Origin of the sequence: Frankia sp. CpI1-P (assembly GCF_001421075.1) — a bacterium.
Taxonomy (GTDB): domain Bacteria; phylum Actinomycetota; class Actinomycetes; order Frankiales; family Frankiaceae; genus Frankia; species Frankia torreyi.
The window spans coordinates 1-21,288 of sequence record NZ_LJJX01000046.1 but is presented as its reverse complement, the minus strand read 5'-3'; the positions used below and the strand labels follow the sequence as shown (position 1 = coordinate 21,288).

At 71.6% G+C, this 21,288-nt stretch carries 16 protein-coding genes and 25 pseudogenes; 26 read left to right on the top strand and 15 right to left on the bottom strand.

The genetic code is table 11. The annotated features are described in order from the left end of the window. Positions 1 to 248 precede the first annotated feature (248 nt). Positions 249 to 1,577, top strand: a complete 1,329-nt coding sequence (locus FF86_RS24095; RefSeq protein WP_044887419.1) for a PLP-dependent aminotransferase family protein — start codon at positions 249 to 251, stop codon at positions 1,575 to 1,577. Between the two features lie 17 nt (positions 1,578 to 1,594). On the opposite strand, the pseudogene FF86_RS24090 reads toward FF86_RS24095, so the two are convergent. Further along, positions 1,595 to 2,315, bottom strand: a pseudogene (locus tag FF86_RS24090) (aquaporin); the annotation flags it as partial. A gap of 243 nt (positions 2,316 to 2,558) precedes the next feature. Here FF86_RS24090 and FF86_RS63040 point away from each other — a divergent pair. Together FF86_RS63040 and FF86_RS56615 are read left to right on the top strand one after the other, a co-directional pair. Continuing rightward, positions 2,559 to 2,870, top strand: a pseudogene (locus FF86_RS63040) (class II aldolase/adducin family protein); the annotation flags it as partial. Between the two features lies 1 nt (position 2,871). Beyond that, positions 2,872 to 3,314 (top strand): class II aldolase/adducin family protein (locus FF86_RS56615; RefSeq protein WP_242419426.1); only part of this gene is annotated, 443 nt, incomplete at its 5' end. A gap of 28 nt (positions 3,315 to 3,342) precedes the next feature. On the opposite strand, the pseudogene mtnA reads toward FF86_RS56615, so the two are convergent. Together mtnA and FF86_RS56610 are read right to left on the bottom strand one after the other, a co-directional pair. Next, positions 3,343 to 4,229 (bottom strand): annotated as a pseudogene (gene mtnA, locus FF86_RS24080) (S-methyl-5-thioribose-1-phosphate isomerase); the annotation flags it as partial. A 1-nt stretch (position 4,230) separates the two neighbouring features. Next, positions 4,231 to 4,371, bottom strand: a pseudogene (locus FF86_RS56610) (S-methyl-5-thioribose-1-phosphate isomerase); the annotation flags it as partial. Positions 4,372 to 4,491: 120 nt separating this feature from the next. Here FF86_RS56610 and FF86_RS56605 point away from each other — a divergent pair. The 4 genes and pseudogenes from FF86_RS56605 to mtnC form a co-directional block, all read left to right on the top strand. Further along, a pseudogene (locus tag FF86_RS56605) lies at positions 4,492 to 4,669 on the top strand (cupin); the annotation flags it as partial. A 1-nt stretch (position 4,670) separates the two neighbouring features. Then, positions 4,671 to 4,886: pseudogene (locus FF86_RS56600) on the top strand (cupin); the annotation flags it as partial. A gap of 1 nt (position 4,887) precedes the next feature. Continuing rightward, positions 4,888 to 5,142, top strand: a pseudogene (locus FF86_RS56595) (hypothetical protein); the annotation flags it as partial. Beyond that, complete coding sequence (gene mtnC / locus FF86_RS24070; RefSeq protein ID WP_044887422.1) at positions 5,139 to 5,849, top strand: acireductone synthase; 711 nt, start codon at positions 5,139 to 5,141, stop codon at positions 5,847 to 5,849. The pseudogene FF86_RS56595 and the gene mtnC, both read left to right, overlap by 4 nt. Before the next feature lie 74 nt (positions 5,850 to 5,923). Here the strand turns inward: mtnC and FF86_RS56590 are convergent. Continuing rightward, positions 5,924 to 6,311, bottom strand: a pseudogene (locus tag FF86_RS56590) (NUDIX hydrolase); the annotation flags it as partial. A gap of 1 nt (position 6,312) precedes the next feature. Continuing rightward, on the bottom strand, positions 6,313 to 6,520 hold a 208-nt coding region (locus FF86_RS68045; protein WP_396230047.1), incomplete at its 3' end, for an NUDIX domain-containing protein. Positions 6,521 to 7,783: 1,263 nt separating this feature from the next. Here FF86_RS68045 and FF86_RS56580 point away from each other — a divergent pair. The 7 genes and pseudogenes from FF86_RS56580 to FF86_RS56555 all read left to right on the top strand — a co-directional run. Beyond that, positions 7,784 to 8,110, top strand: a pseudogene (locus FF86_RS56580) (FTR1 family protein); the annotation flags it as partial. A gap of 1 nt (position 8,111) precedes the next feature. Continuing rightward, positions 8,112 to 8,230 (top strand): annotated as a pseudogene (locus FF86_RS56575) (FTR1 family protein); the annotation flags it as partial. 1 nt (position 8,231) lies between these two features. Then, positions 8,232 to 8,558, top strand: a pseudogene (locus FF86_RS56570) (FTR1 family protein); the annotation flags it as partial. 227 nt (positions 8,559 to 8,785) lie between these two features. Beyond that, positions 8,786 to 9,919 (top strand): iron uptake system protein EfeO (efeO, locus tag FF86_RS24055; RefSeq protein WP_242419424.1); only part of this gene is annotated, 1,134 nt, incomplete at its 5' end. Positions 9,920 to 10,078: 159 nt separating this feature from the next. Further along, positions 10,079 to 10,443: pseudogene (locus tag FF86_RS56565) on the top strand (Dyp-type peroxidase domain-containing protein); the annotation flags it as partial. A gap of 1 nt (position 10,444) precedes the next feature. Continuing rightward, positions 10,445 to 11,173 (top strand): annotated as a pseudogene (locus FF86_RS56560) (Dyp-type peroxidase); the annotation flags it as partial. Position 11,174: 1 nt separating this feature from the next. After that, positions 11,175 to 11,292, top strand: a pseudogene (locus tag FF86_RS56555) (hypothetical protein); the annotation flags it as partial. Between the two features lie 125 nt (positions 11,293 to 11,417). On the opposite strand, the gene FF86_RS24045 reads toward FF86_RS56555, so the two are convergent. Next, positions 11,418 to 11,714 (bottom strand): hypothetical protein, encoded by a 297-nt coding sequence (locus FF86_RS24045; RefSeq protein ID WP_236706535.1) that lies wholly within the window; start codon positions 11,712 to 11,714, stop codon positions 11,418 to 11,420. Positions 11,715 to 11,894: 180 nt separating this feature from the next. On the opposite strand from FF86_RS24045, the gene FF86_RS24040 reads away from it, so the two are divergent. Beyond that, positions 11,895 to 12,377 carry an HIT family protein gene (locus FF86_RS24040; RefSeq protein ID WP_044887426.1) on the top strand — a complete coding sequence of 161 codons (483 nt, stop codon included), beginning with the start codon at positions 11,895 to 11,897 and terminating at the stop codon, positions 12,375 to 12,377. 67 nt (positions 12,378 to 12,444) lie between these two features. On the opposite strand, the pseudogene FF86_RS24035 reads toward FF86_RS24040, so the two are convergent. Together FF86_RS24035 and FF86_RS63035 are read right to left on the bottom strand one after the other, a co-directional pair. After that, positions 12,445 to 13,005 (bottom strand): annotated as a pseudogene (locus FF86_RS24035) (NUDIX hydrolase N-terminal domain-containing protein); the annotation flags it as partial. A 1-nt stretch (position 13,006) separates the two neighbouring features. Further along, a pseudogene (locus FF86_RS63035) lies at positions 13,007 to 13,197 on the bottom strand (DNA mismatch repair protein MutT); the annotation flags it as partial. A 90-nt stretch (positions 13,198 to 13,287) separates the two neighbouring features. Between FF86_RS63035 and FF86_RS24030 the strand changes: the two are divergent. Continuing rightward, a complete protein-coding gene (locus tag FF86_RS24030; protein WP_044887427.1) occupies positions 13,288 to 13,950 on the top strand; it encodes a hypothetical protein in 663 nt (220 codons plus the stop codon). Positions 13,951 to 14,096: 146 nt separating this feature from the next. Here FF86_RS24030 and FF86_RS24025 read toward each other — a convergent pair whose 3' ends face one another. The 3 genes from FF86_RS24025 to FF86_RS56550 form a co-directional block, all read right to left on the bottom strand. Next, positions 14,097 to 14,357 (bottom strand): hypothetical protein, encoded by a 261-nt coding sequence (locus tag FF86_RS24025; RefSeq protein WP_044887428.1) that lies wholly within the window; start codon positions 14,355 to 14,357, stop codon positions 14,097 to 14,099. 362 nt (positions 14,358 to 14,719) lie between these two features. Then, a complete protein-coding gene (locus tag FF86_RS24020) occupies positions 14,720 to 15,400 on the bottom strand; it encodes a LysR substrate-binding domain-containing protein (RefSeq protein WP_242419434.1) in 681 nt (226 codons plus the stop codon). Between the two features lie 20 nt (positions 15,401 to 15,420). After that, positions 15,421 to 15,625 (bottom strand): LysR family transcriptional regulator (locus FF86_RS56550; RefSeq protein WP_242419423.1); only part of this gene is annotated, 205 nt, incomplete at its 3' end. Positions 15,626 to 15,699: 74 nt separating this feature from the next. On the opposite strand from FF86_RS56550, the pseudogene FF86_RS56545 reads away from it, so the two are divergent. The 5 genes and pseudogenes from FF86_RS56545 to FF86_RS56525 all read left to right on the top strand — a co-directional run. Beyond that, positions 15,700 to 16,115, top strand: a pseudogene (locus tag FF86_RS56545) (EamA family transporter); the annotation flags it as partial. Between the two features lies 1 nt (position 16,116). Further along, a partial coding sequence (locus FF86_RS56540; protein ID WP_242419422.1) for a DMT family transporter occupies positions 16,117 to 16,851 on the top strand: 735 nt, incomplete at its 5' end. Positions 16,852 to 16,865: 14 nt separating this feature from the next. After that, positions 16,866 to 17,052, top strand: a pseudogene (locus FF86_RS56535) (SAM-dependent methyltransferase); the annotation flags it as partial. 1 nt (position 17,053) lies between these two features. Then, positions 17,054 to 17,476, top strand: a pseudogene (locus tag FF86_RS56530) (SAM-dependent methyltransferase); the annotation flags it as partial. A gap of 1 nt (position 17,477) precedes the next feature. Next, positions 17,478 to 17,771: SAM-dependent methyltransferase (locus FF86_RS56525; RefSeq protein WP_242419421.1), on the top strand; the 294-nt coding region annotated here is incomplete at its 5' end. 18 nt (positions 17,772 to 17,789) lie between these two features. On the opposite strand, the pseudogene FF86_RS56520 reads toward FF86_RS56525, so the two are convergent. The 4 genes and pseudogenes from FF86_RS56520 to FF86_RS56505 all read right to left on the bottom strand — a co-directional run. After that, positions 17,790 to 18,228, bottom strand: a pseudogene (locus FF86_RS56520) (cation:dicarboxylate symporter family transporter); the annotation flags it as partial. A 1-nt stretch (position 18,229) separates the two neighbouring features. Continuing rightward, positions 18,230 to 18,482, bottom strand: a pseudogene (locus FF86_RS56515) (cation:dicarboxylate symporter family transporter); the annotation flags it as partial. Between the two features lies 1 nt (position 18,483). Then, positions 18,484 to 18,728 (bottom strand): annotated as a pseudogene (locus tag FF86_RS56510) (cation:dicarboxylate symporter family transporter); the annotation flags it as partial. 1 nt (position 18,729) lies between these two features. After that, positions 18,730 to 19,241 (bottom strand): cation:dicarboxylate symporter family transporter (locus FF86_RS56505; RefSeq protein ID WP_242419420.1); only part of this gene is annotated, 512 nt, incomplete at its 3' end. A gap of 401 nt (positions 19,242 to 19,642) precedes the next feature. On the opposite strand from FF86_RS56505, the pseudogene FF86_RS56500 reads away from it, so the two are divergent. From FF86_RS56500 to FF86_RS23990, 5 genes and pseudogenes are all read left to right on the top strand, one after another. After that, positions 19,643 to 19,736, top strand: a pseudogene (locus FF86_RS56500) (hypothetical protein); the annotation flags it as partial. 1 nt (position 19,737) lies between these two features. Further along, positions 19,738 to 20,292 (top strand): response regulator (locus FF86_RS24000; protein WP_242419419.1); only part of this gene is annotated, 555 nt, incomplete at its 5' end. A 140-nt stretch (positions 20,293 to 20,432) separates the two neighbouring features. Continuing rightward, a complete protein-coding gene (locus FF86_RS23995) occupies positions 20,433 to 20,774 on the top strand; it encodes an aldehyde dehydrogenase family protein (RefSeq protein ID WP_044888796.1) in 342 nt (113 codons plus the stop codon). Positions 20,775 to 20,836: 62 nt separating this feature from the next. After that, positions 20,837 to 20,935, top strand: a pseudogene (locus FF86_RS32450) (SDR family mycofactocin-dependent oxidoreductase); the annotation flags it as partial. 110 nt (positions 20,936 to 21,045) lie between these two features. Then, positions 21,046 to 21,288 (top strand): annotated as a pseudogene (locus FF86_RS23990) (IS256 family transposase); the annotation flags it as partial.

Genomic DNA, 21,288 nt, shown 5'->3' with positions numbered 1-21,288 from the left:
CCCCTGTCGCCGGCCGGCCGGGCCGCTGCGTGTTCGCCCGACGGTCTGCCGTAGAAATTTGTCGTGTCAGATCCGCCGTGCACCGGTTCGGCGCACCGCCGCGGGCCGGTCCGGCGCCATTCGCCTTACCCCGCCGCCGGTCCGCGCACGCCGGAGGATCGGTTTTGCTTGACCGCAGACTACTGTCACACTTCAACCCGGACAATTGTCCTGTTGTTACCATTTGTTACAGGCAGGGGACGAACGCCATGCTCGAACTGATCGCCGCCGCGGTGGACGACCGCTCCGCGCGGGGCATCGCCGGGGCGGTGAGCCGGCTGGTCTCCGCGGGGAGCCTGCCCGGCGGGGCCCGGCTGCCCACCGTGCGGGAACTGGCTGCGATCCTCGGGACGAGCCCGACCACGGTGAGCCAGGCCTGGCGCACGCTGGCGCGCGCCGGGGTCATCGTGCCGCGCGGGCGGGCCGGGACCTTCGTGCTGGAGAGCGCCGCGCCCACCGTCGGCGGGGCGCGGCGCTACCGGCGGGTGACCCGCAGTCCCGGCCGGATCGGGCGGGACTACTCCACCGGAACGCCCGACCCGGCGCTGCTGCCCGACCTCGCCCCCGCGCTGGCCCGGATCGCCCGCGGCAACCTGACCACCAGCTACCTCGACGACCCCGTGCTGCCCGAACTGGAGAAGGCACTACGGGCCCGCTGGCCGTTCTCTCCCGAGGCGATCACGGTGGTCGACGGGGCCATGGACGCCCTCGACCGGGTGACCGGCTCGCTCGTCGGCTACGGCAGCCGGGTGCTGGTGGAGAACCCCTGCTTCCCGCCGCTGCTCGACCTGCTGGAACTGGTCGGAGCGGAGGTCGTCGCGCTTCCGTCGGACGCCGCCGGGGTGCGTCCCGACGCGGTGCGCGAGGCCCTGACCACCCGCCCGGTCGCGCTGTACCTGCAACCGCGGGCGCAGAACCCGACCGGGGTGAGCATGACCGAGCACCGCGCCCGCGAACTCGCCGAGCTGCTCGCCGGCACCGGGGTGACCGTGATCGAGGACGACCACGCCGGCGACGTGGCCCTCGCGGCGCCGGTGAGCCTCGGCCGCCACCTGCCGGCATCCTGCGTGCACATCCGCAGCTTCTCCAAGAGCCACGGCCCGGACCTGCGCCTGGCCGCCGTCGGCGGGGTCGCCGCCACCGTCGAGGCGGTGGCCACCCGCCGCCTGCTCGGCCCGGGGTGGTCGAGCCGGCTGCTGCAGGCCGTCCTCGCCGAGCTGTTGGCGGACCCGGCGACCGAGCGGACGCTCGCCGCCGCCCGCGCCCGCTACACCGCGCGCCGGGAACGGATGCTCGCCGCGCTCGCCGCGCGCGGGGTTCACGCGGTCGGCGCGGACGGCATCAACCTGTGGGTCGACGTCGCCGACGAACAGGTCGCCCTGGTCGCGCTCGCCGCCCGCGGCATCGGGGCCGCGCCCGGCACACCGTTCGAGGCGGCCCCGCTGGACGGCGACCACCTGCGCGTCACCGTCGGGCTCATCGCCGACGAGCTCATCGAGGCGACCGCCGACGCGCTCGCCGACGCCGCCCAGGGCTGAGCCCTCGCCGATCTGGTCTACTCGACGCCGCCGCGGATGAGCCGGGCGGTCTCCCGGGCGATCCGGCTCAGCGACTCCTGCGGCAGCTCGGCCTCGGCGGTGGACGCGCTGACCTGCGATCCCGGGCGCAGGCCGAGGTAGGAGGCCGCGGCGAGGGCGGCGCCGATCGCCGGCGCCACGATGAACAACCACAACTGCCCGAGCGCCCAGCCCCCAACGAAGACGGCCGGACCCAGCGAGCGGGCCGGGTTCACCGAGGTGCCGTCGAGCGGGATACTGATCAGGTTGCACAGGACGAGGACCAGCCCGATCGCGAGTCCCGCGAAGCCGAACGGGGCCCGGACGTCGGTCGCGCCGAGCACCGTGAACACCAGCAGCGCGGTGAGCAGGATCTCGACGAGGAAGACGCCGCCGAGACCGTAGCCGCCCGGCGAGTGCACGCCGTAGCCGTTGGCGCCGAGCCCCTGCAGGCCGGGCGAGTACCCGAACGGCCCCGCGTCGGCGAGCAGCCAGACCGTGCCCGCGGCGACGATCGCGCCCACGCACTGCGCCGCCACGTAGCCGAGCGCGTGCCTCGGCTCGATCTTCCGGCACAGCAGCAGCCCGAGGGTCACCGCCGGGTTCACGTGGCAGCCGGAGATCGGCCCGATCACGTACACCAACACGAGCAGCGCAAGCCCGAACGCCAGCGCGACCCCGAGCACGCCCACGGCGTCGCGGGCCAGCACGGCCGTCCCCNCCCCGCCGAGGACCAGCACGAACGTTCCGAGACCTTCGACCAGATACCTGCGCACACGGCACCCCCTCCGCCGCCGGGACCGCCCCGGCCGCGGCCGGAGGACACGTCCACCTAGTTACTCCAAGCGCATGAATCGTTTCACAGGGTCCTCAACCCCGCCAGATGATCATGTGTGAGCCATCGGTGGCCGGGCCGGATGTGCCGCGATGGGCCCGCCGCGCGCCCATACTCGCGCCATGGGCATGGCCACGGCACCGGCGGCGCCCGGCGACGACAGCTTCAGGGATGACGGCGGCAACGGCGGCGGTGGGCTCGAACCGGGCGCCGCGCTCGCCGGGGAGGCGGCGCGCTACGCGCGGCTCGGCTGGATGCGGGCGACCTCCGGCAACCTCTCGGTGGTCGTCGGGACGGATCCCGTGCGGATCCTCGTCACCGCGAGCGGCCTGGACAAGGGTGCCCTCGCCGCGACCGACGTCGTCGAGCTGGACGGCGCCGGGGTACCGACGGGACGGCTGCCGACCAGCGGGGCGCCGACCAGCGGGGTGCCGACCGAGNTGGCGCAGCCGCCGGGTGCGGGCAGGTCGCGAGCGGCGGGCGGCCCGCTGCGGCGGCCGTCGGCGGAGGCCGTCCTGCATGCCCGGCTGATCGCGCTGACCGGGGCCGGTGCGGTCGTCCACCTGCACACGGTCGCCTCGGTGCTGGCCGCCGACCGGTTCCCGGCCGGGCTGACCCTGCGCGACCACGAGATGCTCAAGGCGCTCGGCCGCGCCGCCGACGGCGATCCGGTCCGGCTGCCGGTCGTCGCGAACAGCCAGGACATGACCGTGCTCGCCGGGCGGGTGAGCGCGGCGTGGGACCCGGCGACGCCCGCGGTCCTCGTCGCCCGGCACGGGATGTACGTCTGGGGCACCGACCTGGTCGCCGCCCGGCACCGGGCCGAAGCGGTGGAGTGGCTGTGCGAGTGGGCCGTGCGCAGCGCGGAGCGGACGGTCGGGTGACGCCGAGACCATCCGGCGGAGCGGACGGTCAGGTGACCGTGGGGAGCGGGCCGCCGGGCCTCGCGCCGTCCTCGGTGACGAGGAGGCTGACCAGGTGGGCGGGGGTGACGTCGAACGCGGGATTGAAGCCGCGGACGCCCGGCGGCGCGATCGGGTGGCCGGCCAGCGTGAGTACCTCCGCGCCGTCGCGCTCCTCGATCGGGATGTCCGTCCCCGACGGGGTGTCCGGGTCGATCGTCGAGCGCGACGCGGCGACGACGAACGGGATGTCCGCGTAGGCGCAGGCGAGCGCGATCCCGACCGTGCCGACCTTGTTCGCGACGTCCCCGTTGGCGGCGATCCGGTCCGCGCCGACCAGCGCGACGTCGACGAGGCCGCGCAGGATCGCGCCCGCGGCGGCGCCGTCGGCCTGGATCCGGCAGTCGATGCCGGCCCGGGCGAGCTCCCAGGCGGTCAACCGGCTGCCCTGCAGCAGCGGCCGCGTCTCGTCGACGTGGACGACCTCGACGGCGCCGCGGGCGTGCAGCTCGCGGATGACGCCGAGCGCGGTCCCCCATCCGGCGGTGGCGAGCGAGCCGGTGTTGCAGTGCGTCAACACCCGCAGGGGGCGCCGGGTCGTGCGGGCGAGCACGCCGTCGGCGCCGTGCCGACCGATCGCCCGGTTGGCGGCCTCGTCCTCGGCGGCCAGCCGCTCGGCCACCGCCAGCACCGCCGGCAGGCCGTCGGGGATGCGCCGGGCGGCCGCGTCGACGCCGGCGGCGAGCGCCAGCGCGGTCGGCCGGGCGGCCCGCAAACGGCGCAGCGCCGCGTCGAGCCGCCCGGGTGCCCAGCCGTCACGCTCGGCGTTACGCAGCGCGAGCACGACGCCGAACGCCCCGGCGACCCCGAGCGCGGGTGCCCCGCGCACGGCCAGCCNGCGGATCGCGGCGACCAGCTCGTCCGGGTCGTCCACCTCCAGGTGGACCAGCGTCTCGGGCAACGCGGTCTGGTCGAGCAGGCGCAGCGAGGTGCCCGTCCAGACCAGCGGCCGCGGCTCGGGGTCGCCGGCATCTACCATGATCGGACCGTAACCGATGACCGTGGGTCGCGCCCGGCGAAACGACCGGGATACACCCGGTCGGCGGCACCGGACACCGGCCTTGACCCGCATCCCGGCCCGGCGGAACATTGACGGGCGATGACCTATCTCACGACGTGGACGGCCGATACCCGGCCGCGCCTTCTCGAAGAAACCGCCGATCCCGCGCGGATCGCGGCGGTATTGACCGGAATATCCGTGCGTTTCGAGCGGTGGCCGTTGGCCCCCGGGCTGCCGGCCGGCGCCGGAACCGAGGAAATCCTCGCCGCCTACCGCTNGCGGATTGACACGCTGACCGCCGCCGAGGGATTCGTCCTCGTCGACGTCGCCGCCCTGCACCCGACCGCGGCGGCCGACTGGCGCGAGGTGGCGGCCGCCGCGCGGGAGCGTTTTCTCGCCGAGCACACCCACGACGACGACGAGATCCGGTTCTTCGCCGCCGGCAGCGGCGTGTTCTACCTACACGTCGACGATCGGGTGCAGGCGGTGCGCTGNGAGGCCGGCGATCTGATCAGCGTGCCGAAGGGCACGACCCACTGGTTCGACATGGGCGTCGATCCGGATTTCGCCGCCGTCCGGTTCTTCCGCGCCGAGGACGGCTGGGTCGGCGCGTTCACCGGCAGCGACATCGCCACCCGGATTCCTGATTTCGACGCCCTCGCCCGGCGGGCCGCGAGCGCCGCCCAGCCGGCGGCGGAAGCGCCGGCCACCGGAGCGCCGGCCACCGAAGGGCCGGCCGCAGCCTCGTGAACCCGCCGCGCCTGAGCGCCGGGCTCGCCCTGCTCGACATCGAGGGGACGACCAGTCCCACCGCCGCCGTGCTGGGCACCCTGTTTCCGTATGCCCGGGCGCGGCTGGGGCCGTGGGTCCGCGAGCACGGTGATGATCCCGAGGTGCGCCGGATCGTCACCGAGGCACGGTCGCTGCTCGGTGAGGCCGACGCGCCGGTGGAGCGGGTCGTCGCCGCGCTCGCCCGGTGGAGCGACGATGACCGCAAGGTGGCGCCGTTGAAGGCGCTGCAGGGGCTGATCTGGGCAGCGGGTTTCGCGGCCGGGGAGCTCGACGGTGAGCTGTTCGACGATGTCGCCCCCGCGTTGCGGCGCTGGCACGCGGCGGGGGTCCGGCTGGCGGTGTTTTCGTCGGGTTCGGCCCGCGCCCAGCGGGCCTGGTTCGCCGCGACCCCGGCGGGCGATCTGACCAGCCTGTTCGACGGATACTTCGACATCGACAGCGCCGGGCCCAAACGCGATCCGGCCGCCTACCGCCGGATCGCCGCCGAGCTCGCCGTGACGCCGCCGCGCGCGGTGTTCCTGTCCGACGTGTCCGCCGAACTCGACGCCGCGGGGGCCGCCGGGTTCGCCACCGTCGCTGTCCTGCGGCCCGACGAGCCGCACCACGTCGCCGGCACTCATCACTGCGTCGCGTCGTTTGCCGAGTTGGCCATCGACCCAGCCTGACTCGCCGCCGACCCCGACTCGCCGCGGGCGCAGAGCGGGCCGAGCCCACGGATCGGGCCGAGCCCACGGATCGGTCAGCCGTGGCTCTCCCGGGTGTTGACGGACAGCGCACCGAGATCGGCCGGCCAGTCGGCGAGCTCGGGACCGGGCGCGGGGTCGGGAGGACAGCGCACCGCGCTACGCCCAGCCGTCCCACGCGCCAGGGTCTGGACGGGAATCTGCTCGCCGTGCTCCAGGTAGCCGGCCCGGTGCGGGGTGCGCCGCAGGCGGGCGGCCGCGGCGACCCGGCGGGCGTGCAACGGCGGGAGCAGCCGGTCGACCTCGTCCACCGGCACGAAGGCGAAGTTGACGAGCTCATCCATGTCGAGCCGGATGCGCTCGCGCCAGGCGGCGGGCAGCAGGCCGCCGTCGAAGACGAACAGCAGCATCTCCCCCTCCAGCCAGCCGTCCTTGGGACGCGGGNCCCAGTCGACCGCGAGGAGCTCGCCGATCGGCGGGGTGATGCCGAGTTCCTCCTCCACCTCACGCACGCAGGCGGAGTACGGAGATTCTCCGGGCTCGACAAAACCGCCCGGAATGTCCCACCCGGGCTTGTAGGACGGCTCGACGAGCATGACTCGGCCGTCGTCGTCGAAGAACAGGGCGCCGGCGGCTACATAGGGCCGCGCCATCGGCGGGATCTCGCCACTGGAGGCCGATCGGGTCACGGTGGGCACTCCACCGTCCACCACATAGTCTGCCGCCCCCTCCGGCGAGCGCTGTTCGCGTCCGACGAAATGCGCTCCGTTATAAGATCCGCTTCCGTCCGTCATACTGGAACTCTCACGATCTTCATTCATGTCCGTCCCCATCTGGCGCAGGACTGACGATCAGGCCGGCAGCCACGAAGCGGACCGCCTGCGCAGCCGCATCACCGATACCCGACCACGAAATGGCCGGCCTCGCCAGCGATTCGCGGCGACCTCGGGGAAGACCACGCGCCGGAAGCATGAACTTCCAGGCGAGCATAATCCACGAGATCCCGCGTTCATTTCGTTGACATCTGCGGCGACCCGAGCATCNGGGACGAGCTGTTGTGCCAACTAAGGCGGGCAGTGTCGACGATACGGAAGGATGCCACCTTCCGACCGGACCGCGATGAACGGCGCAGTCCGNCCAGGATCCTCACACCCCACCCGAAAACGAAGATTACGGATCCGCAAAAGCGGAGCATTCTGCTAAAAATAAACGCATCTACGTGTGCCAGAACGCATCTTGATCCGTAGATGCGGATGCACGCACGAAGNTGCACAGCAGGGACATCCGGGACCGTCCCGGCCGACCGTCGACATCGCCCCCGGTCGCAGACCGATGCGGCCGCAACCGTTCGGCCACCGTAGAGACCCCGCACGCCTCCAGGTCGACCACCGTGAGTAACGGGCAGCCCCGTCGCTGGGCACCGGCCGCCGGAGCGGTGTGATTCCTGTCATCCCGACCGATCAGTCGCCATTTCCCCTTTTTCGGTCGGGTTAGTGAAGGTTGCTCGGGAACGAGTCACTTTTNCGGCGAACGCGCAGGATCCGTCCGCCCGAGCAACCGCGGAGCCGGAAAGCGGCCCGAAAAGCCACCGTGACGGTTCATCCGCACACCATTGGTGACTGCCTGACGCGCAGGGTGGACGGGCGACCCCACCTCGCCCGGCGGAGTGGTCGGCTGGTGGCGGACCGGCGACGCCCGCGGCGGGGCGTGACCGTCGTTCGGGCAGGTGGCGGGCGCGGCGGGCCCACCCGGCGGCCGCGATGCCCCGGCCCGCCCCGTCCGTCACGGTTCTCTTGCCAACGCCGTTAGGTTGCCCTAACTTAGCTGAGGTTAACCGCAGGTGACGGGCCGCACATCCGCAAGGCCGGGAAGTCGCGGGCGAACAGAGACGGAGGCAGGGTTTGCTTCCCACGTTTGTGATCGGCCTTCGGGAGGGCCTTGAGGCGTCGCTGATCGTCGGCATCGTCGCGGCCTTCCTCCGGCAGCGGGACCGCCGGGACGCCCTGCGCCAGGTGTGGCTCGGCGTCTCGCTCGCGGTGCTGCTCTGCCTGGGCATCGGCATCGCGCTGCACGTCCTGGACCGCGAGCTGCCCCAGCGCAAGCAGGAGGGGCTCGAAACGGTCATCGGACTCATCGCGGTGGCCATGGTGACCTACATGGTGGTCTGGATGCGGCGTCACTCCCGCGACCTGCGGGGGTCGCTGGAGTCGGCCACGGCGTCGGCGCTGGAGACCGGCTCGACCNGGGCGCTGGTGTTCATGGCCTTCCTGGCCGTGCTGCGCGAGGGATTCGAGACGGCCGTGTTCCTCATCGCGGCGTTCAACGCGAGCAGCTCGCCGGGCACCGCCGGCGGGGGCGCGCTGNTCGGCGTGCTGGTGTCCGTGGCGGTCGGCTTCGGCATCTACCGCGGCGGCGTGCACGTCAACCTGGCGCGTTTCTTCCGCGTGACGGGCCTCGTCCTCGTGCTGATCGCGGCCGGCCTGCTGGCGACCGCGGCGCATACCGCGCACGAGGCGGGCTGGCTCAACATCGGCCAGCAGCGGACGTTCGACCTGTCGTGGCTGGTCCGCCCGGGTACGCCGCTGGCGAGCGTGCTGACCGGAGTGCTGGGGTTGCAGCCCCGACCCGTGGTCGCCGAGGTCATCGCCTGGCTCGTGTACCTGGTGCCGCTGACCGCGTACGTCGCCTGGCNGGCCCGTCGCCGCCCGCCCGCCGCCCCTCGGCCCACGACCACCGCGGAGCGGGACGCCACGGGCGCGCCGGCCACCGACCCGGCGCCCGCGGCCCAGTGACCGCCCCCGGGCCGCCGGTCAGGTCCCTGCCGTCACATGGGACCAGTCGCCATGCATATCCATTTCACTGATCCGGAAGAGAGAAGAGTGGGGGCACACGTGCGCCGCGCACCTGTCGCGTATAGNGCCATCGCCGTTGTGATCGCGACGGGCGCCGTCGCCTGCGGGGGAAGTGACTCGGGCAGTTCCGGGGGCTCGGGCGCCGCCGCCGGGGCGAAACAGACGGTCAACGTCACGATCACCTCGAAGGCGTGTACGCCGGACGTGTCGACGATTCCGTCGGGCCCGACCATATTCAAGGTGGTCAACAAGGGCGCGGATGCCGTCACCGAGGCCGAGCTGGTCGACGGCGACACCATCATCGGCGAGAAGGAGAACATCACCCCCGGCCTGTCCGGGACGTTCTCGCTGAATGTGAAGGCCGGCAAGTACCAGCTCTACTGCCCCGGCGCGGACACGGAGAAGGTCGACTTCACCGTCACCCAGGCCGCCGGCTCGGCCCCCGCCGCGACCCACAGCGCCGAGGTCACCACGGCGCTGACCACCGCGACCACCGGCTACGCCACCTACGTCCGCCAGCAGGTCGCGGACCTGGTCACCTCGACCGGTGCGCTCGTGACCGCGGTGAAGGCCGGCGACCTCGACCGGGCGGCCACGCTCTACGCCGCGCCGCGGCTGGCCTACGAGCGGATCGAGCCGGTCGCCGAATCGTTCGGGGACCTCGACCCCGCGATCGACGCGCGCATCGACGACGCCCCCGACGCCGCGAGCTGGACCGGCTTCCACCGACTGGAGAAGGCGATCTTCGCCGACCGTTCGCTGGCGGGCACCGGGCCGATCGCCGACAAGCTCAACACCGACGTCGGCAAGCTCAACACGCTCGTGGCGAAGACGACCTTCCAGCCGGCGCAGATCGCCAACGGCGCCACCACGCTGCTCGACGAGGTCGGCAAGACGAAGATCACCGGCGAGGAGGAGCGGTACAGCAAGCTCGACCTCGTCGACATCCAGGGCAACGTCGAGGGTGCGAACAAGGCGTTCACGCTGCTGGAGCCGGCGCTGAAGTCGCTCGACCCGAAGCTCGCCAGCACCGTGCGCACCCGCTTCACCGCGATGGACAAGGCGCTGGCCCCGTACAAGGAGGGCACCGGCTACGTCAGCTACGACAAGGTGACGCAGGACCAGCGCCGCGGACTGTCCCAGGCGGTCGACGCGCTGGCCGAGCCGCTGTCCCAGGTCGCCGGCGTCGTCGTCAGCTAGGCCGCGCCCCGGCGAGAGCCGGGCCGCAGAACAGGCAGGGCGGTGCGCGGGCGGCCGTGCACCGCGAACGACCAGGTCAGAGGGGTCGGGGGGCGGGCGGAAGCCTGACCCCTCGGCCCGTGGGAGAACCCCCTGACCCACGGGAGAAGGGGTATCGACATGGCCGAGCAAGTCGCGTTGTCGCGCCGGCGGGCGCTGTTCGGCGCCGCGGGCCTTGCCGGGGCAGGCGTGGTCGCGGCCACCGCCGCGGGCTGTTCGGACGACTCGTCGTCCGCGACCGCCGCAGCGCCCCGGGGCGTCGTGCCGTTCCACGGCGCGCAGCAGGCCGGGATCACCACCGACGCCCAGGACCGGCTCGCCTTCGCCGCCTTCGACGTCTCCGCCGGGGTGAGCCGGGACCAGCTACGCGAGCTGCTCGTCGGATGGACCGCGGCCGCCGCCCGGATGGCCGCCGGGCAGGCCGTCGCCGACGACGCCGCCGCGCCGCACTCGCCGCCGCGGGACACCGGCGAGGCGATCGGGCTNACCGCCGGCAACCTGACCATCACCTTCGGAGTCGGGCCGAGCCTGTTCGACGGACGCTTCGGCCTGGCCGGGCGCAGGCCCGCGGCGCTCGCCGACATCCCGCCGCTGCCCGGCGACAACCTCGACCCGCTACGCAGCCGCGGCGACCTGTGCGTCCAGGCCTGCGCCGACGACCCGCAGGTCGCCTTCCACGCCGTGCGCAACCTGCGCCGCCTCGCCCAGGGCACCGCCGTGCTGCGCTGGTTCCAGCTCGGCTTCGGCCGGACCAGCACGACCAGCAGCGGCCAGGACACGCCGCGGAACCTGATGGGCTTCAAGGACGGCACGAACAACGTCAAGCGCGAGGACACCGCGTCGCTGGACAAGCATGTCTGGGTCGGCGCGGACGGCGACCAGGCGTGGATGCGCGGCGGCACCTACGTCGTCACCCGCCGCATCCGGATGCTGCTGGAGTCCTGGGACCGCGACTTCCTCCTGGACCAGGAGCAGGTGTTCGGGCGGACGAAGGCGAGCGGCGCGCCGCTGGGGGCGGCCGAGGAGTTCGACCCGGTCCCGCTGACCGCCAAGGGGGCCGACGGCGAGCCGGTCATCCCCGCGGACGCCCACATCCGGCTCGCGGCCGCGTCGACCAACGGCGGCGCGACGATCCTGCGCCGCGGCTACTCCTACACCGACGGCGTCAACCAGGAGACCGGGCAGCTCGACGCGGGCCTGTTCTTCATCGCCTTCNAGCGCGACCCCCGCACCGGGTTCCTCCCGATCCAGCGCCGGCTCGCCGCGTCGGACGCGCTCAACGAGTACATCGTCCACACCAGCAGCGCCGTGTTCGCGATCCCGCCCGGCGTCCGNGACCCCAAGGACTTCTGGGCCAGCAGCCTGTTCACCGCCTGACGCCGCCCGTTCCTACTCAACGTCCGCCCCTTGCTGTCGCTGTGCGCCGACCGCCGGATAAGAGCACCGAGGATGTAGCCGCTCACGCGGCTGCGGCGGCCCGGTACGCAGCGGGCGCATCAACAGCAGCCTGACCGAGAACGGCGACCGGATCACGCTCGTCGCCCACGTCGCGCAGTTGCCCGGCAAGATCATTGAGCACAGCCGCGATCTCCGGGGACGCCGGGTAGAGGCCCACAGAGTCCCGCACCCAGGCGAGCGCGGCTGCATGCGCATGCAGGACCGCAACGACCCGGTCGGCAGCATCATCCGGCTGCTCGAGCAGTCGATCGACCAGCACCTGAGCCTGTGCGCGTTCATCGATCCCCGCCAGGCGCATGATCTTATCCTGTGGGGACCGGCAACAACCTCCTTCCGCGTCGCATCGTTGTGGCGGTGCGTGGCAGAACCTGCACGTGGAGGCGCATGCGATACCTGGGTGTTCGATGCTGAATACGCGGATCGAAACGCATCATCAGGCGAGGCGTGAAGCATTCTTCGCTGGGAAGGCGGGGCGGCGATGGGCATCAGCGTGGCGTCGGCCGTGGGAGAGAATGACTGCTATTCGTGTGCGGGCAACGCGGCGCTGGCCGGGCTGCCGCCGCGGGAGCGGGTGCTGATCGGGACGGGCTGGCGGGCGGCGCACGCGATCCGCACGGCGCTGCCGGGGTGGCTGGTCCTGGTCAGCCGGCGGCACGTCACCTCCCCGGCGGAGCTCACCGAGGCCGAGGCCGCCGAGCTCGGGGTCCTGACCTGGCGGCTGAGCCGGGCGCTGGTCGAGGTGACCGGCTGCGTGAAGACCTACGTGGCCGCGTTCTCGGAAGCCGCCGGGTTCGAGCATCTGCACATCCACGTCGTGCCGCGCGCCGCGGATCTGCCCGCCGCGGCCCAGGGCCCGGACGTCTTCACGTTCCTGCGCCGTCCGGAGGCCGAATGGGTGCCGCCGGCGGTGATGGACGACCTTGCCACCAGGCTCACCGCAGCGCTCGGCGCCGCGCCCTGACGCCTCCCGGCTACTGGTACAGCCCGGATGCCGGGATACCCGGATGCCGGGGATACCCGGAGCCGGCTCAGTCGACGACGGCCGGGGCGGTGGGGTCGTCCAGGTAGCCGAACATCATGGCTAGCTGGCCGGTGGTGTTGCGCTTCTCGGACAGCGGCGGCAGGGCGTCGCGCGGGAACCAGCCGACCTCGGAGGTCTCCAGCCCGCCACCGAGGCTCCCGCCGACCACCCGGCATCGGATGAAGATCTTGTAGGTGTCGTTCGGGTACGGCGGGTGGGCGTGGCGGCGCTTGTCGAGGACGGCGAGCAGGCGCTCCGGCTCGGCGCGCAGCCCGGCCTCCTCGAAGATCTCCTTGACGACGACCTCGGCCGGGGTGAGGCCGACGTCGGCCCAGCCGCCGGGCAGCGACCAGCCGCCATCCTCCTTCTCGCGGACGAGCAGGATCCGGTCGCCGTCGAACAGCACCCCGCGCACGTCGACCTTCGGCGTCTGGTAGCCGACCTCACCGCCGAAAAGGCCCTCCGCAGCCTCGACGGTGACGACGGTGCAGTGGGCCGCGATCTCGTAGCTGAGCCGCCGGAGCTGGGAGAACCGTTCGAGGTCGTACGGGTCCTGGGAGTAGGCGAGNCCGGCCTGGGCGATGGAGTGCAGCTCACGCACCCACGGCAGCCACTCGGGATTGCGCGCCCCCACCTGCTGCCAGGACGACTCTGGCTGGGCAGGCGGCTCTGGCTGGGCAGGCGGCTCGGACCGGGCGGGTGGCTCGGACTGGACGGGCCCCGCGGGCGCGGGGTGCGGCGGTGCGGCGTCCTCGGTCATGGCCTGATCCTCTCCTCCGGCCGGGCCCCGACGGGGCCCGGCCCGCGGGAACGTCGACGCGTCGGGCGGGCGGCGTCGAGGTTTCCGGCGATGCGTGCCGATTTCGGCGTGTCCATCGCGATGATCGGCGATCCTCGGGGGGTGAGCTCCTTTGCGGACGAGCCGTTCTCGGCCTTCCAGGCCTGGGCCGCCGAGGCCGGGGCGGACGGCCCTCCGGAGAACGTGGTTCCGGGCGTCGTCCCGGTCACGGCGGTCATCGGTCGGACGGCCGACACCGTCGTCGTGCTCGCCGGGCTGGCCGCCTGCGCGGACGGTGTCGCGGTGTCCGTCGAGGTGCTGTTGCGGCGGGGGGATCCCGGCGAGGCCGAGCTGTCGCCGAACCGTGGTTGGCTGCACGGGGCCCCGGTGCGGGTGCCCCTGCGGGTACGTTTTGCCGACGGTACCGAGACGACCGGCCCGGATTCGCCCCTCGAGCTGCCCCCGGGTCTCGGCCCGGACGCGACCGGCCCGACGCCCGTTGCGACGCTCACCTTCGGCGGCTCCTCGAGCGTCCCGGGCCGGACCCGGCTGCGCTACTGGCTGCGACCGCTGCCGCCGCCCGGTCCGGTCACCTTCACGACCTCGCTGGCGGCCCGGGGCCTGGCCGAGTCCACGCTGACCGTCGACGGCACGCTCATCCGCAGCGCCGTGGAGCGGGCGATCGAGCTGTGGCCGTCGGGTCCGGCGGTCGACGCCGACCCGGCGCCCGCCTAACGTCTTCAGGTCGTGCCCCAGGTGATCGCGGTGACCTGCGCCTGCGCCGCGGTCTTGGCAGCAGCGCCGGTCCGATGGCACAACGACATGCGTGCAACCGGCCGCGGTCACACGTACCGCGACCGGCTGTCACACCATGGAGCCGCCTACGATGCGGCCGTTCCGCGGTAGCCCACCGGGCCCTCGTTCGGGAACTGGGCCGTGCCCTGGAACGAGACGCCGTCGTTGAAGAAGGTCACGCTTCCGTTCCCCTGCGGGCCCGACCAGGACACCTGGGTCCCGGTGGCGGGCCGGCCCGACTGGGGCACGACGCCGTTCCGGTTGCTGATGACGATCTGCAGATCGCTGTCCTTGTGCCAGTCCGCGCCCGGACCGCCCCACTGGATTTCGGTGTGGTAAAGGGACATTTTTCCACCTTTCCTGTCCGCACGGCCGCATCTCGGCCCATGCAAGAATCCGACCGGCGAAAGAGAACAGAACAACCAGCCGGGCCCGTCCCGCGAGACAGCCCACAACGGTCGGCGGCCCATCGCACCGACGCAGAAAGTGAACCCCNGTGATTCAGNCGGCTGCCCGAAAAGGCGCATCTCGAANCGGCGCAGGGGAAGCGTAACGATCCCGGAACCTGGTGACAACACCCAGGTACGGCAAAATACCGTACCGAGTTACCAGAACCCATTATGCCCGTATTGCCCCGTCGGCACGGCTATCCAGGAAGAGACGGTGTCGTACGGGAAGATCCGTTCACCTCCCGGTGCCACCAGACCCGTCACGCGGACTGTGCCGCGGCCCGCAGCGCCGCGACCGCGTGCCGCACCGCCGGGCGACCCGCGTTGTCGGCGCGCCAGACGGCGTAGATGCTCCTGCCCAGGACCGGGCGCAGCGGGAGCACGCGGACCCCGGCCGGCACCGGACCCTGACCGAGCCGAGGCACCATCGCAAGCCCCATGCCCGCGGCGACCATCGCGAGCTGGGTCGAGTACTCGATCACAGTGTGCTCGATCCGGGGCTGGGCATCGTGGGCCCGCAGCGTGTGGATAAGCCAGTCGTGGCAGGTGGAACCCACGGTCCGGCTGATCCAGCGCTCGCCGAGCACCTCGTCGACGGCGATCCAGTCCCGGCCGGGCCCGGCGAGCGGATGGTCGGCGGGCAGCGCCACCTCCGCGACGTCCGCCATGAGCGTGGCGCGGTGGAGTCCGTCCGGCAGGGTCATCGGTGCGTTTTCCCAGTCCTGCACCAGGCCCAGGTCCAGCTCACCCCGACCGACCCGCACGAGGGGACTCTGGAAGTCCATCTCCTCGACCCGGACAACAAGGCTGGGATGCCCCTCTCCCAGCAGGCGCAGCGCGGCCGGCAACAATCCGCGGGCCGCGGTCGGGAACGCGCCGACAGTCAGCGTGCCGACCACCTTGCCGAGCTGCGCGTGAAGGTGCGCCTCCGCCTCGCTCATCATCGACAGGATGCGCTCGNCGTGGTCCACCAGCAGGGTCGCCGCAGCTGTGAGCCGGACTCCCCTGCCGTGGCGGAGCAGCAGGTCAGTGCCCGTCTCCCGCTCCAGCTTCGCGATCTGCTGGGAAACCGACGAGGTGGTGACATGAAGCATGTCCGCGGCTGCGCCGACCGATCCGTACCTGGCGACCAGGCACAGGACCCGCAATCGTTCCAGGTTCAACATATAAGCAATGCTACGCGGTGCTCATTAGTAGGTTTACCTTGTTCTCTCCGCCGGGGCGCGCCAATGATGGGCCGATGCCGCCACCATTCCGTCATAGCCCGCAGGCGTCGCTCCCGGCCGCCGGGAGTCGTGGCCAGGCCGACGAAAAGCCCTTGTCCTCGCACGTCGCCGGCCGAGCACTGCCCAGGGTCGGCTGGCGGATGCGGTTCGGACTGCTGGCGACGATCTGGGGACTCAGCTTTCTCCTCGTCAAGGTAGGCACGCAGGGATTTCCCGCCCTGCAGGTCGCGTTCGGCCGGGTCGCCTTCGGGGCGGCCGCCCTCACCGCCACCCTCGTGCTCAGACGCGACCGGCTGCCACGCGGGCTCGGGCTGTGGGCGCACCTCGCGGTGGCGGCGATGTTCCTCAACGCGGCCTCGTTCGCCCTGTTCGCCTTCGCCGCGCAGCGGATCCCCTCGGCACTCACCGGGATCTGCAACGCGACCACGCCNCTGTTCACGACGCTCGCCTCGCTCGTCGCCCTCCCGGGTGAGCGGCCCGTCCGACGTCAACTCGCCGGCCTGCTGATCGGCTTTCTCGGCGTCCTGGTCGTGCTCGGCGTCTGGGATGGTACGGCGGGACAGAGCATCACCGGAATGGCCCTGGCCCTGGCCGCGGCGACGAGCATGGGCGTCGGCTGGGTGTACGTGCGGCGTTTCCTGACCGGTTCGGGGTGTTCGAGCCTGGCGCTCTCGACCGGTCAGCTTGCCGCCGGGGCTGTGGAACTCGTGGTCGTTACCGCCGCCTTCTCGGACCTCCCGACCCGCTTCCCCACGCGATCGCTGCTCGCGGTGCTGGTTCTCGGCGTCCTCGGCACGGGTGGGGCGTTCCTGCTCCAGTACGGGCTCGTCCGGGACGCGGGCGCGACGGTCGCGGCGACGGTCACCTACGTCGTCCCCGTCGTGTCGACGCTGGCCGGGGTCCTGCTCCTCGGCGAAAGCCTGACGTGGAACGAGCCGGCCGGCACGGTGGTGATCCTCACCGGCGCCGCCCTGTCCCAACGCGGGGTCGCCGCCGCGGCGACCGCAGACCCGACCGCGAACGGCTCGTCCGCCCTCGGTCCTGCTGCGGTGACCGGCGGCCGCGGCGACCGCGTTCGCGGACACGGTCACTCCTTCGCACCACGTTGGCACGCAGCGCACAGACGCCCATTAGGATCATTCGGGAGGGATCGTCGCAAAAGGTGAGGGGGCTGGTTGTGGTGTCGAGCGCGGATCTACCCGACCCGGTTGGCGAGCAGCCGACGGACCGGGCCACGACGGACCGGGCCACGACGGACGGGCAGTGGTGGAAGTCCCTCGCGGACGAGCACGTCCCGGTGGCGCTGAAGACCGACCAGCCGCACTCGGCCCGGATGTACGACTACTACCTGGGCGGGAAGGACAACTNCCCCGCCGACCGGGAGGCCGCCGAGCAGGCCCTGTCGGTGTTCCCGAACGCGCGCATCGCCGCCCGCCAGAACCGGGAGTTCATGATTCGGGCGACCCGGTACCTGGCCGGCGAGGTCGGGATCCGTCAGTTCCTCGACATCGGTACGGGCATCCCCACCAGCCCGAACCTGCACGAGGCCGCGCAGAGCATCGCGCCCGACGCCCGGGTCGTCTACGCCGACAACGACCCGATCGTCCTGACCCACGCCCGGGCCCTGCTCACCGGCACCCCGGCGGGGCGGACCGCCTACATCGACGCCGACCTGCACGACACCGAGCGCATTCTGGACGCCCCGGAGCTGCGCGAGACGCTCGACCTGTCCCGCCCGGTCGCCCTGTCCCTGATCTCGATCTTCCCGTTCATCCCGGACACCGACGATCCNCACGGCATCCTGCGCCGGCTCCTCGATGCCCTGGCGCCCGGCAGCCACCTCGTCCTCACCCACCTGTCCGCCGACTTCGATCCCCCCGCCGCGTCGCGGCTCATGGACACCTACCACCGGCAGGGCATCCCGCTGCAGCTACGGAGCCGTGCGGAGGTCGAGGGGCTGTTCGCCGGCCTGGACCTGATCGACCCCGGCGTGCAGATCGTGCACCGCTGGCGTCCCGACGGCAGCGCGGCGGACCTGACCGACGTCCAGGTCGCCGGCTACGGCGGCGTCGCCGTCAAGCGCTAGCTGGGCTCCGGGCTTACCTCAGTTCCCGGGTTCCTGCCTGGTCAGGGGCACGGGGATCGCGGCCGCCTCCGTCAGTTCCGCGTCATCCGGGTCGGCGGATGGGTGGCCCGCCCCCGGACGGTCGGCAACGTCTCGAGGTGCCTTGACGAGGGTGGGCGATTCGACGAGGGCGGGCGGTTCGGTGGAGCCGTGGGCGAGGACCTGGCGCATGCGTTCGGTGTCGAGGACGCCTTCCCAGCGGGCCACGACGAGGGTGGCGAGAGTGTTCCCGCAGACGTTCGTCAGTGCCCGGCATTCGGACATGAATTTGTCGATGCCGAAGATGAGCATGATGGCGGCCACCGGAATCGTGTCGACCGTGGAGAGGGTGGCGGCGAGGACGATGAATCCGGAACCGGTGACGCCCGCGGCGCCCTTCGAGGTCAGCAGGAGCACACCGACGATGGCGAGCTGTTGGNCGATCGACAGGTCGGCGTCGACGGCCTGGGCGAGGTAAAGGGCGGAGAGGGTCAGGTAGATGCAGGTGCCGTCGAGATTGAACGAGTATCCGGTGGGCACGGTCAGCCCGACGACCTGTCGGGGGGCGCCGAGCGCTTCGAGCTTGCGCATGAGCTGGGGAAGCACCGGCTCCGAGGAGGAGGTGCCCAGGACGATCAACAGTTCCTCGCGGATGTAGCGCAGCAGCCGCAGAATGTTGACGCCGACGGCGGCNGCGATCGCGCCCAGAATGACGAGGACGAAGAACACCGAGGTGCCATAGAAGATACCGATGAGCTTGCCGAGGCTGGTCAGGGTGTCGACGCCGTACTTGCCGATGGTGAAGGCCATGGCCCCGAACGCGCCGACGGGAGCCGCGTACATGATGATCCGCATCACCTGGAACATCGCGGTACCGACCCGCTCGATCCCGGACGCGATGCCGGTGCCGGCGGACCCGATGAGGTTCAGGGCGATCCCNAACAACACCGCGAAGAACAGCACCTGCAGGATGTCGCCGTCGGCGAAGGCGCCGACCACGCTGCCCGGCACGATGTCGGACAGGTAGTGGCCCCAGCCCTCGCTCCTGCCCTGCTTGATGTAGCCGCCGACGGTGTCGTTGACGGCGAGGGCGGCAGGGTTGGCGTGCACCCCGTCGCCGGGTCGGAACACGTTCATCACGACCAGGCCGAGCAGGAGCGCGAGGCTGGTGACGGCCTCGAAGTAGACGATGGACTTCAGGCCGACGCGGCCCACCTTGCGCAGGTTGTCGACCTGCGCGATGCCACCGACGACGGTGCAGAACACGATGGGCGCGATGACCATTTTGATGGCGTCGACGAAGGTCGTGCCCAGCGGCTGGAGGCGGACCGCGAAATCCGGGGCGAGCTGACCCACGACGATGCCCGCGGCGATACCGGCGAGGACCCACACGTACAACTGGCGGTACCACGGACGGCGGACCCGCGGGGCCGGTGGAGCGGGCGCGGTCATCTAGGCCTCCTCGCCGGGCGGGAAAACCTTTCCCGGTGGTGTCGATGTTCGCGACCACACTGCTCAGCACCGGACCTCGTGTCACGGTTCTGCTCATATTCTCCAGACACGGCACCATGGTGCCCGTGCTCCGCGGATGGAGGGTGCGGACACGGCCGCGACACCGGGACTTCGACCGCCGGTTCCGCACAATCGTCGGTCGAACTTTGACGCATTTCCGACAACCGGCGGATGCATTCCAGGGCTTACTCTGTGAAAATACGCACCACTCGAGACGGGAAAATCCGACGGACTATTAGCCCGATGCCACCCCCTGCCGTTTCGCCCACCAGACCGTCCGGAGNCGCGACGCATGCCTGACGAGCCGATCCGCACCCTGATCGTCGACGGTGACACGCGGNTGGCCGAGAAGCAGCGCAGCTATGTCGATCAGATTCCCGGATTCGCCGTCATCGGCATCGTCCACAGCGGCGCCGAGGCCCTGGACTTCGTCTCNCGCGGTCGTCCGCATCTCGTACTGCTCGATCTCCTCCTGCCCGACACGACGGGCGTGGAGGTGTGCCGCACGCTGCGCTCCCGGGGCGCCGCGCTCGACATCATCGCCGTGACCTCGGCCAGCGACCTCGCGACGGTCCGGGCAGCGCTGTCGTACGGGGTCGTCCAGTACCTGGTGAAACCGCTCAGCGCCGCGACTCTGCGCGACCGTCTCCACCGGTTCGCGACGGCGCACCGCGAGATGGCGGCCACTCCCCCACGTCATCTCAGCCAGGGGGAGGTCGATCGCGCGCTGGCCGCGCTCCGGCCGCCGGCCACCCCGGTCGCGGACCAGCCCAAGGGCGTGTCCGCCACGACCCTCGACTCCGTCGTGGCCCAGTTACGGGCCAAGACCGTGCCGGCCTCCGCCGAGGACATCGCCGCCGCGATCGGAGTGTCTCGCGCCACGGCCCGCCGCTACCTGGAGCATCTGGCCGTCCATCGGCTGGCGATCCGCTCCCATCGCTACGGCCGGTGCGGCCGTCCCGGGAACCTGTACCGCTGGCAGGGGGCCTAGGGCTCCCTGCCACTCCAATTTAATCGACCCTCGGGTTGACATTAATCCCCGGGATTGTTACCAATGTCACGGAGATGCGGGATCATCACCGCCCCCGACGACAGGAGGGTCGATGATCGACCAATCGCAGCTGATCATCGATGGCGAGCTCGTCGCCGACGCGGGACCGACCGACGAAGCTCGTCTGCGGCGGCAACCGCTCGCCGCATCACGACCGCGGTTTCTACGTCGAGCCGACGCTGTTCGTCGACGTCGATCCCGATGCCCGCATCGCCCAGGAGGAGATCTTCGGCCCGGTGGTGACGGTGCTCCCGTTCGACGATGACGACGACGCGGTCGCGATCGCGATCGACAACGCCCACTGGCTCGCCCTGGACTCGCCGTTCGGCGGCTACAAGCAGAGCGGTCTCGGCCGGGAGAACGGCATCCCCGGCTTCGAGTCCTTCCTGGAGATCAAGACGATCGGGTACCCGCCGGCCTGATGCGAGCCGCCTGCCGGGGCCGACGTCCAGTTCACTCGTGATGAGAAGGCGCAGGTAGCGACGTGGGTAAGTTCGACGGCAGGGTCGCCTACATCACCGGGGTCGCGCGTGGCCAGGGCCGCTCGCACGCGTTACGGCTGGCCGAGGAGGGGGCCGACATCGAGCAATGGTTGAGACCTGTGGATCGGCTGGGGAGGGCGTACCTTCCCGGTGATCGAGGTTGAGGTCTCAGTCAGGCCGACGTTGACGCGTCGGTCGGGAAGGCACGCCCGTGCTCACGGTAGTACCCGAGGAGAACACGCCCGCCGATGGTCCGGCGGGCAGCCCGTCGCTGATCGATGAGATCGTCCGGGAGGGTGCCCGGCGGATGCTCGCCGCCGCCCTGGAAGCCGAGGTCGACGCCTACATCGCCGAGCTCGCCGACCAGCGTGACGCCCGTGGCCGTCGGCTGGTGGTCCGTAACGGTCACGCGCAGCCGCGGCAGGTGATGACCGCCGCCGGCGCGGTCGAGGTC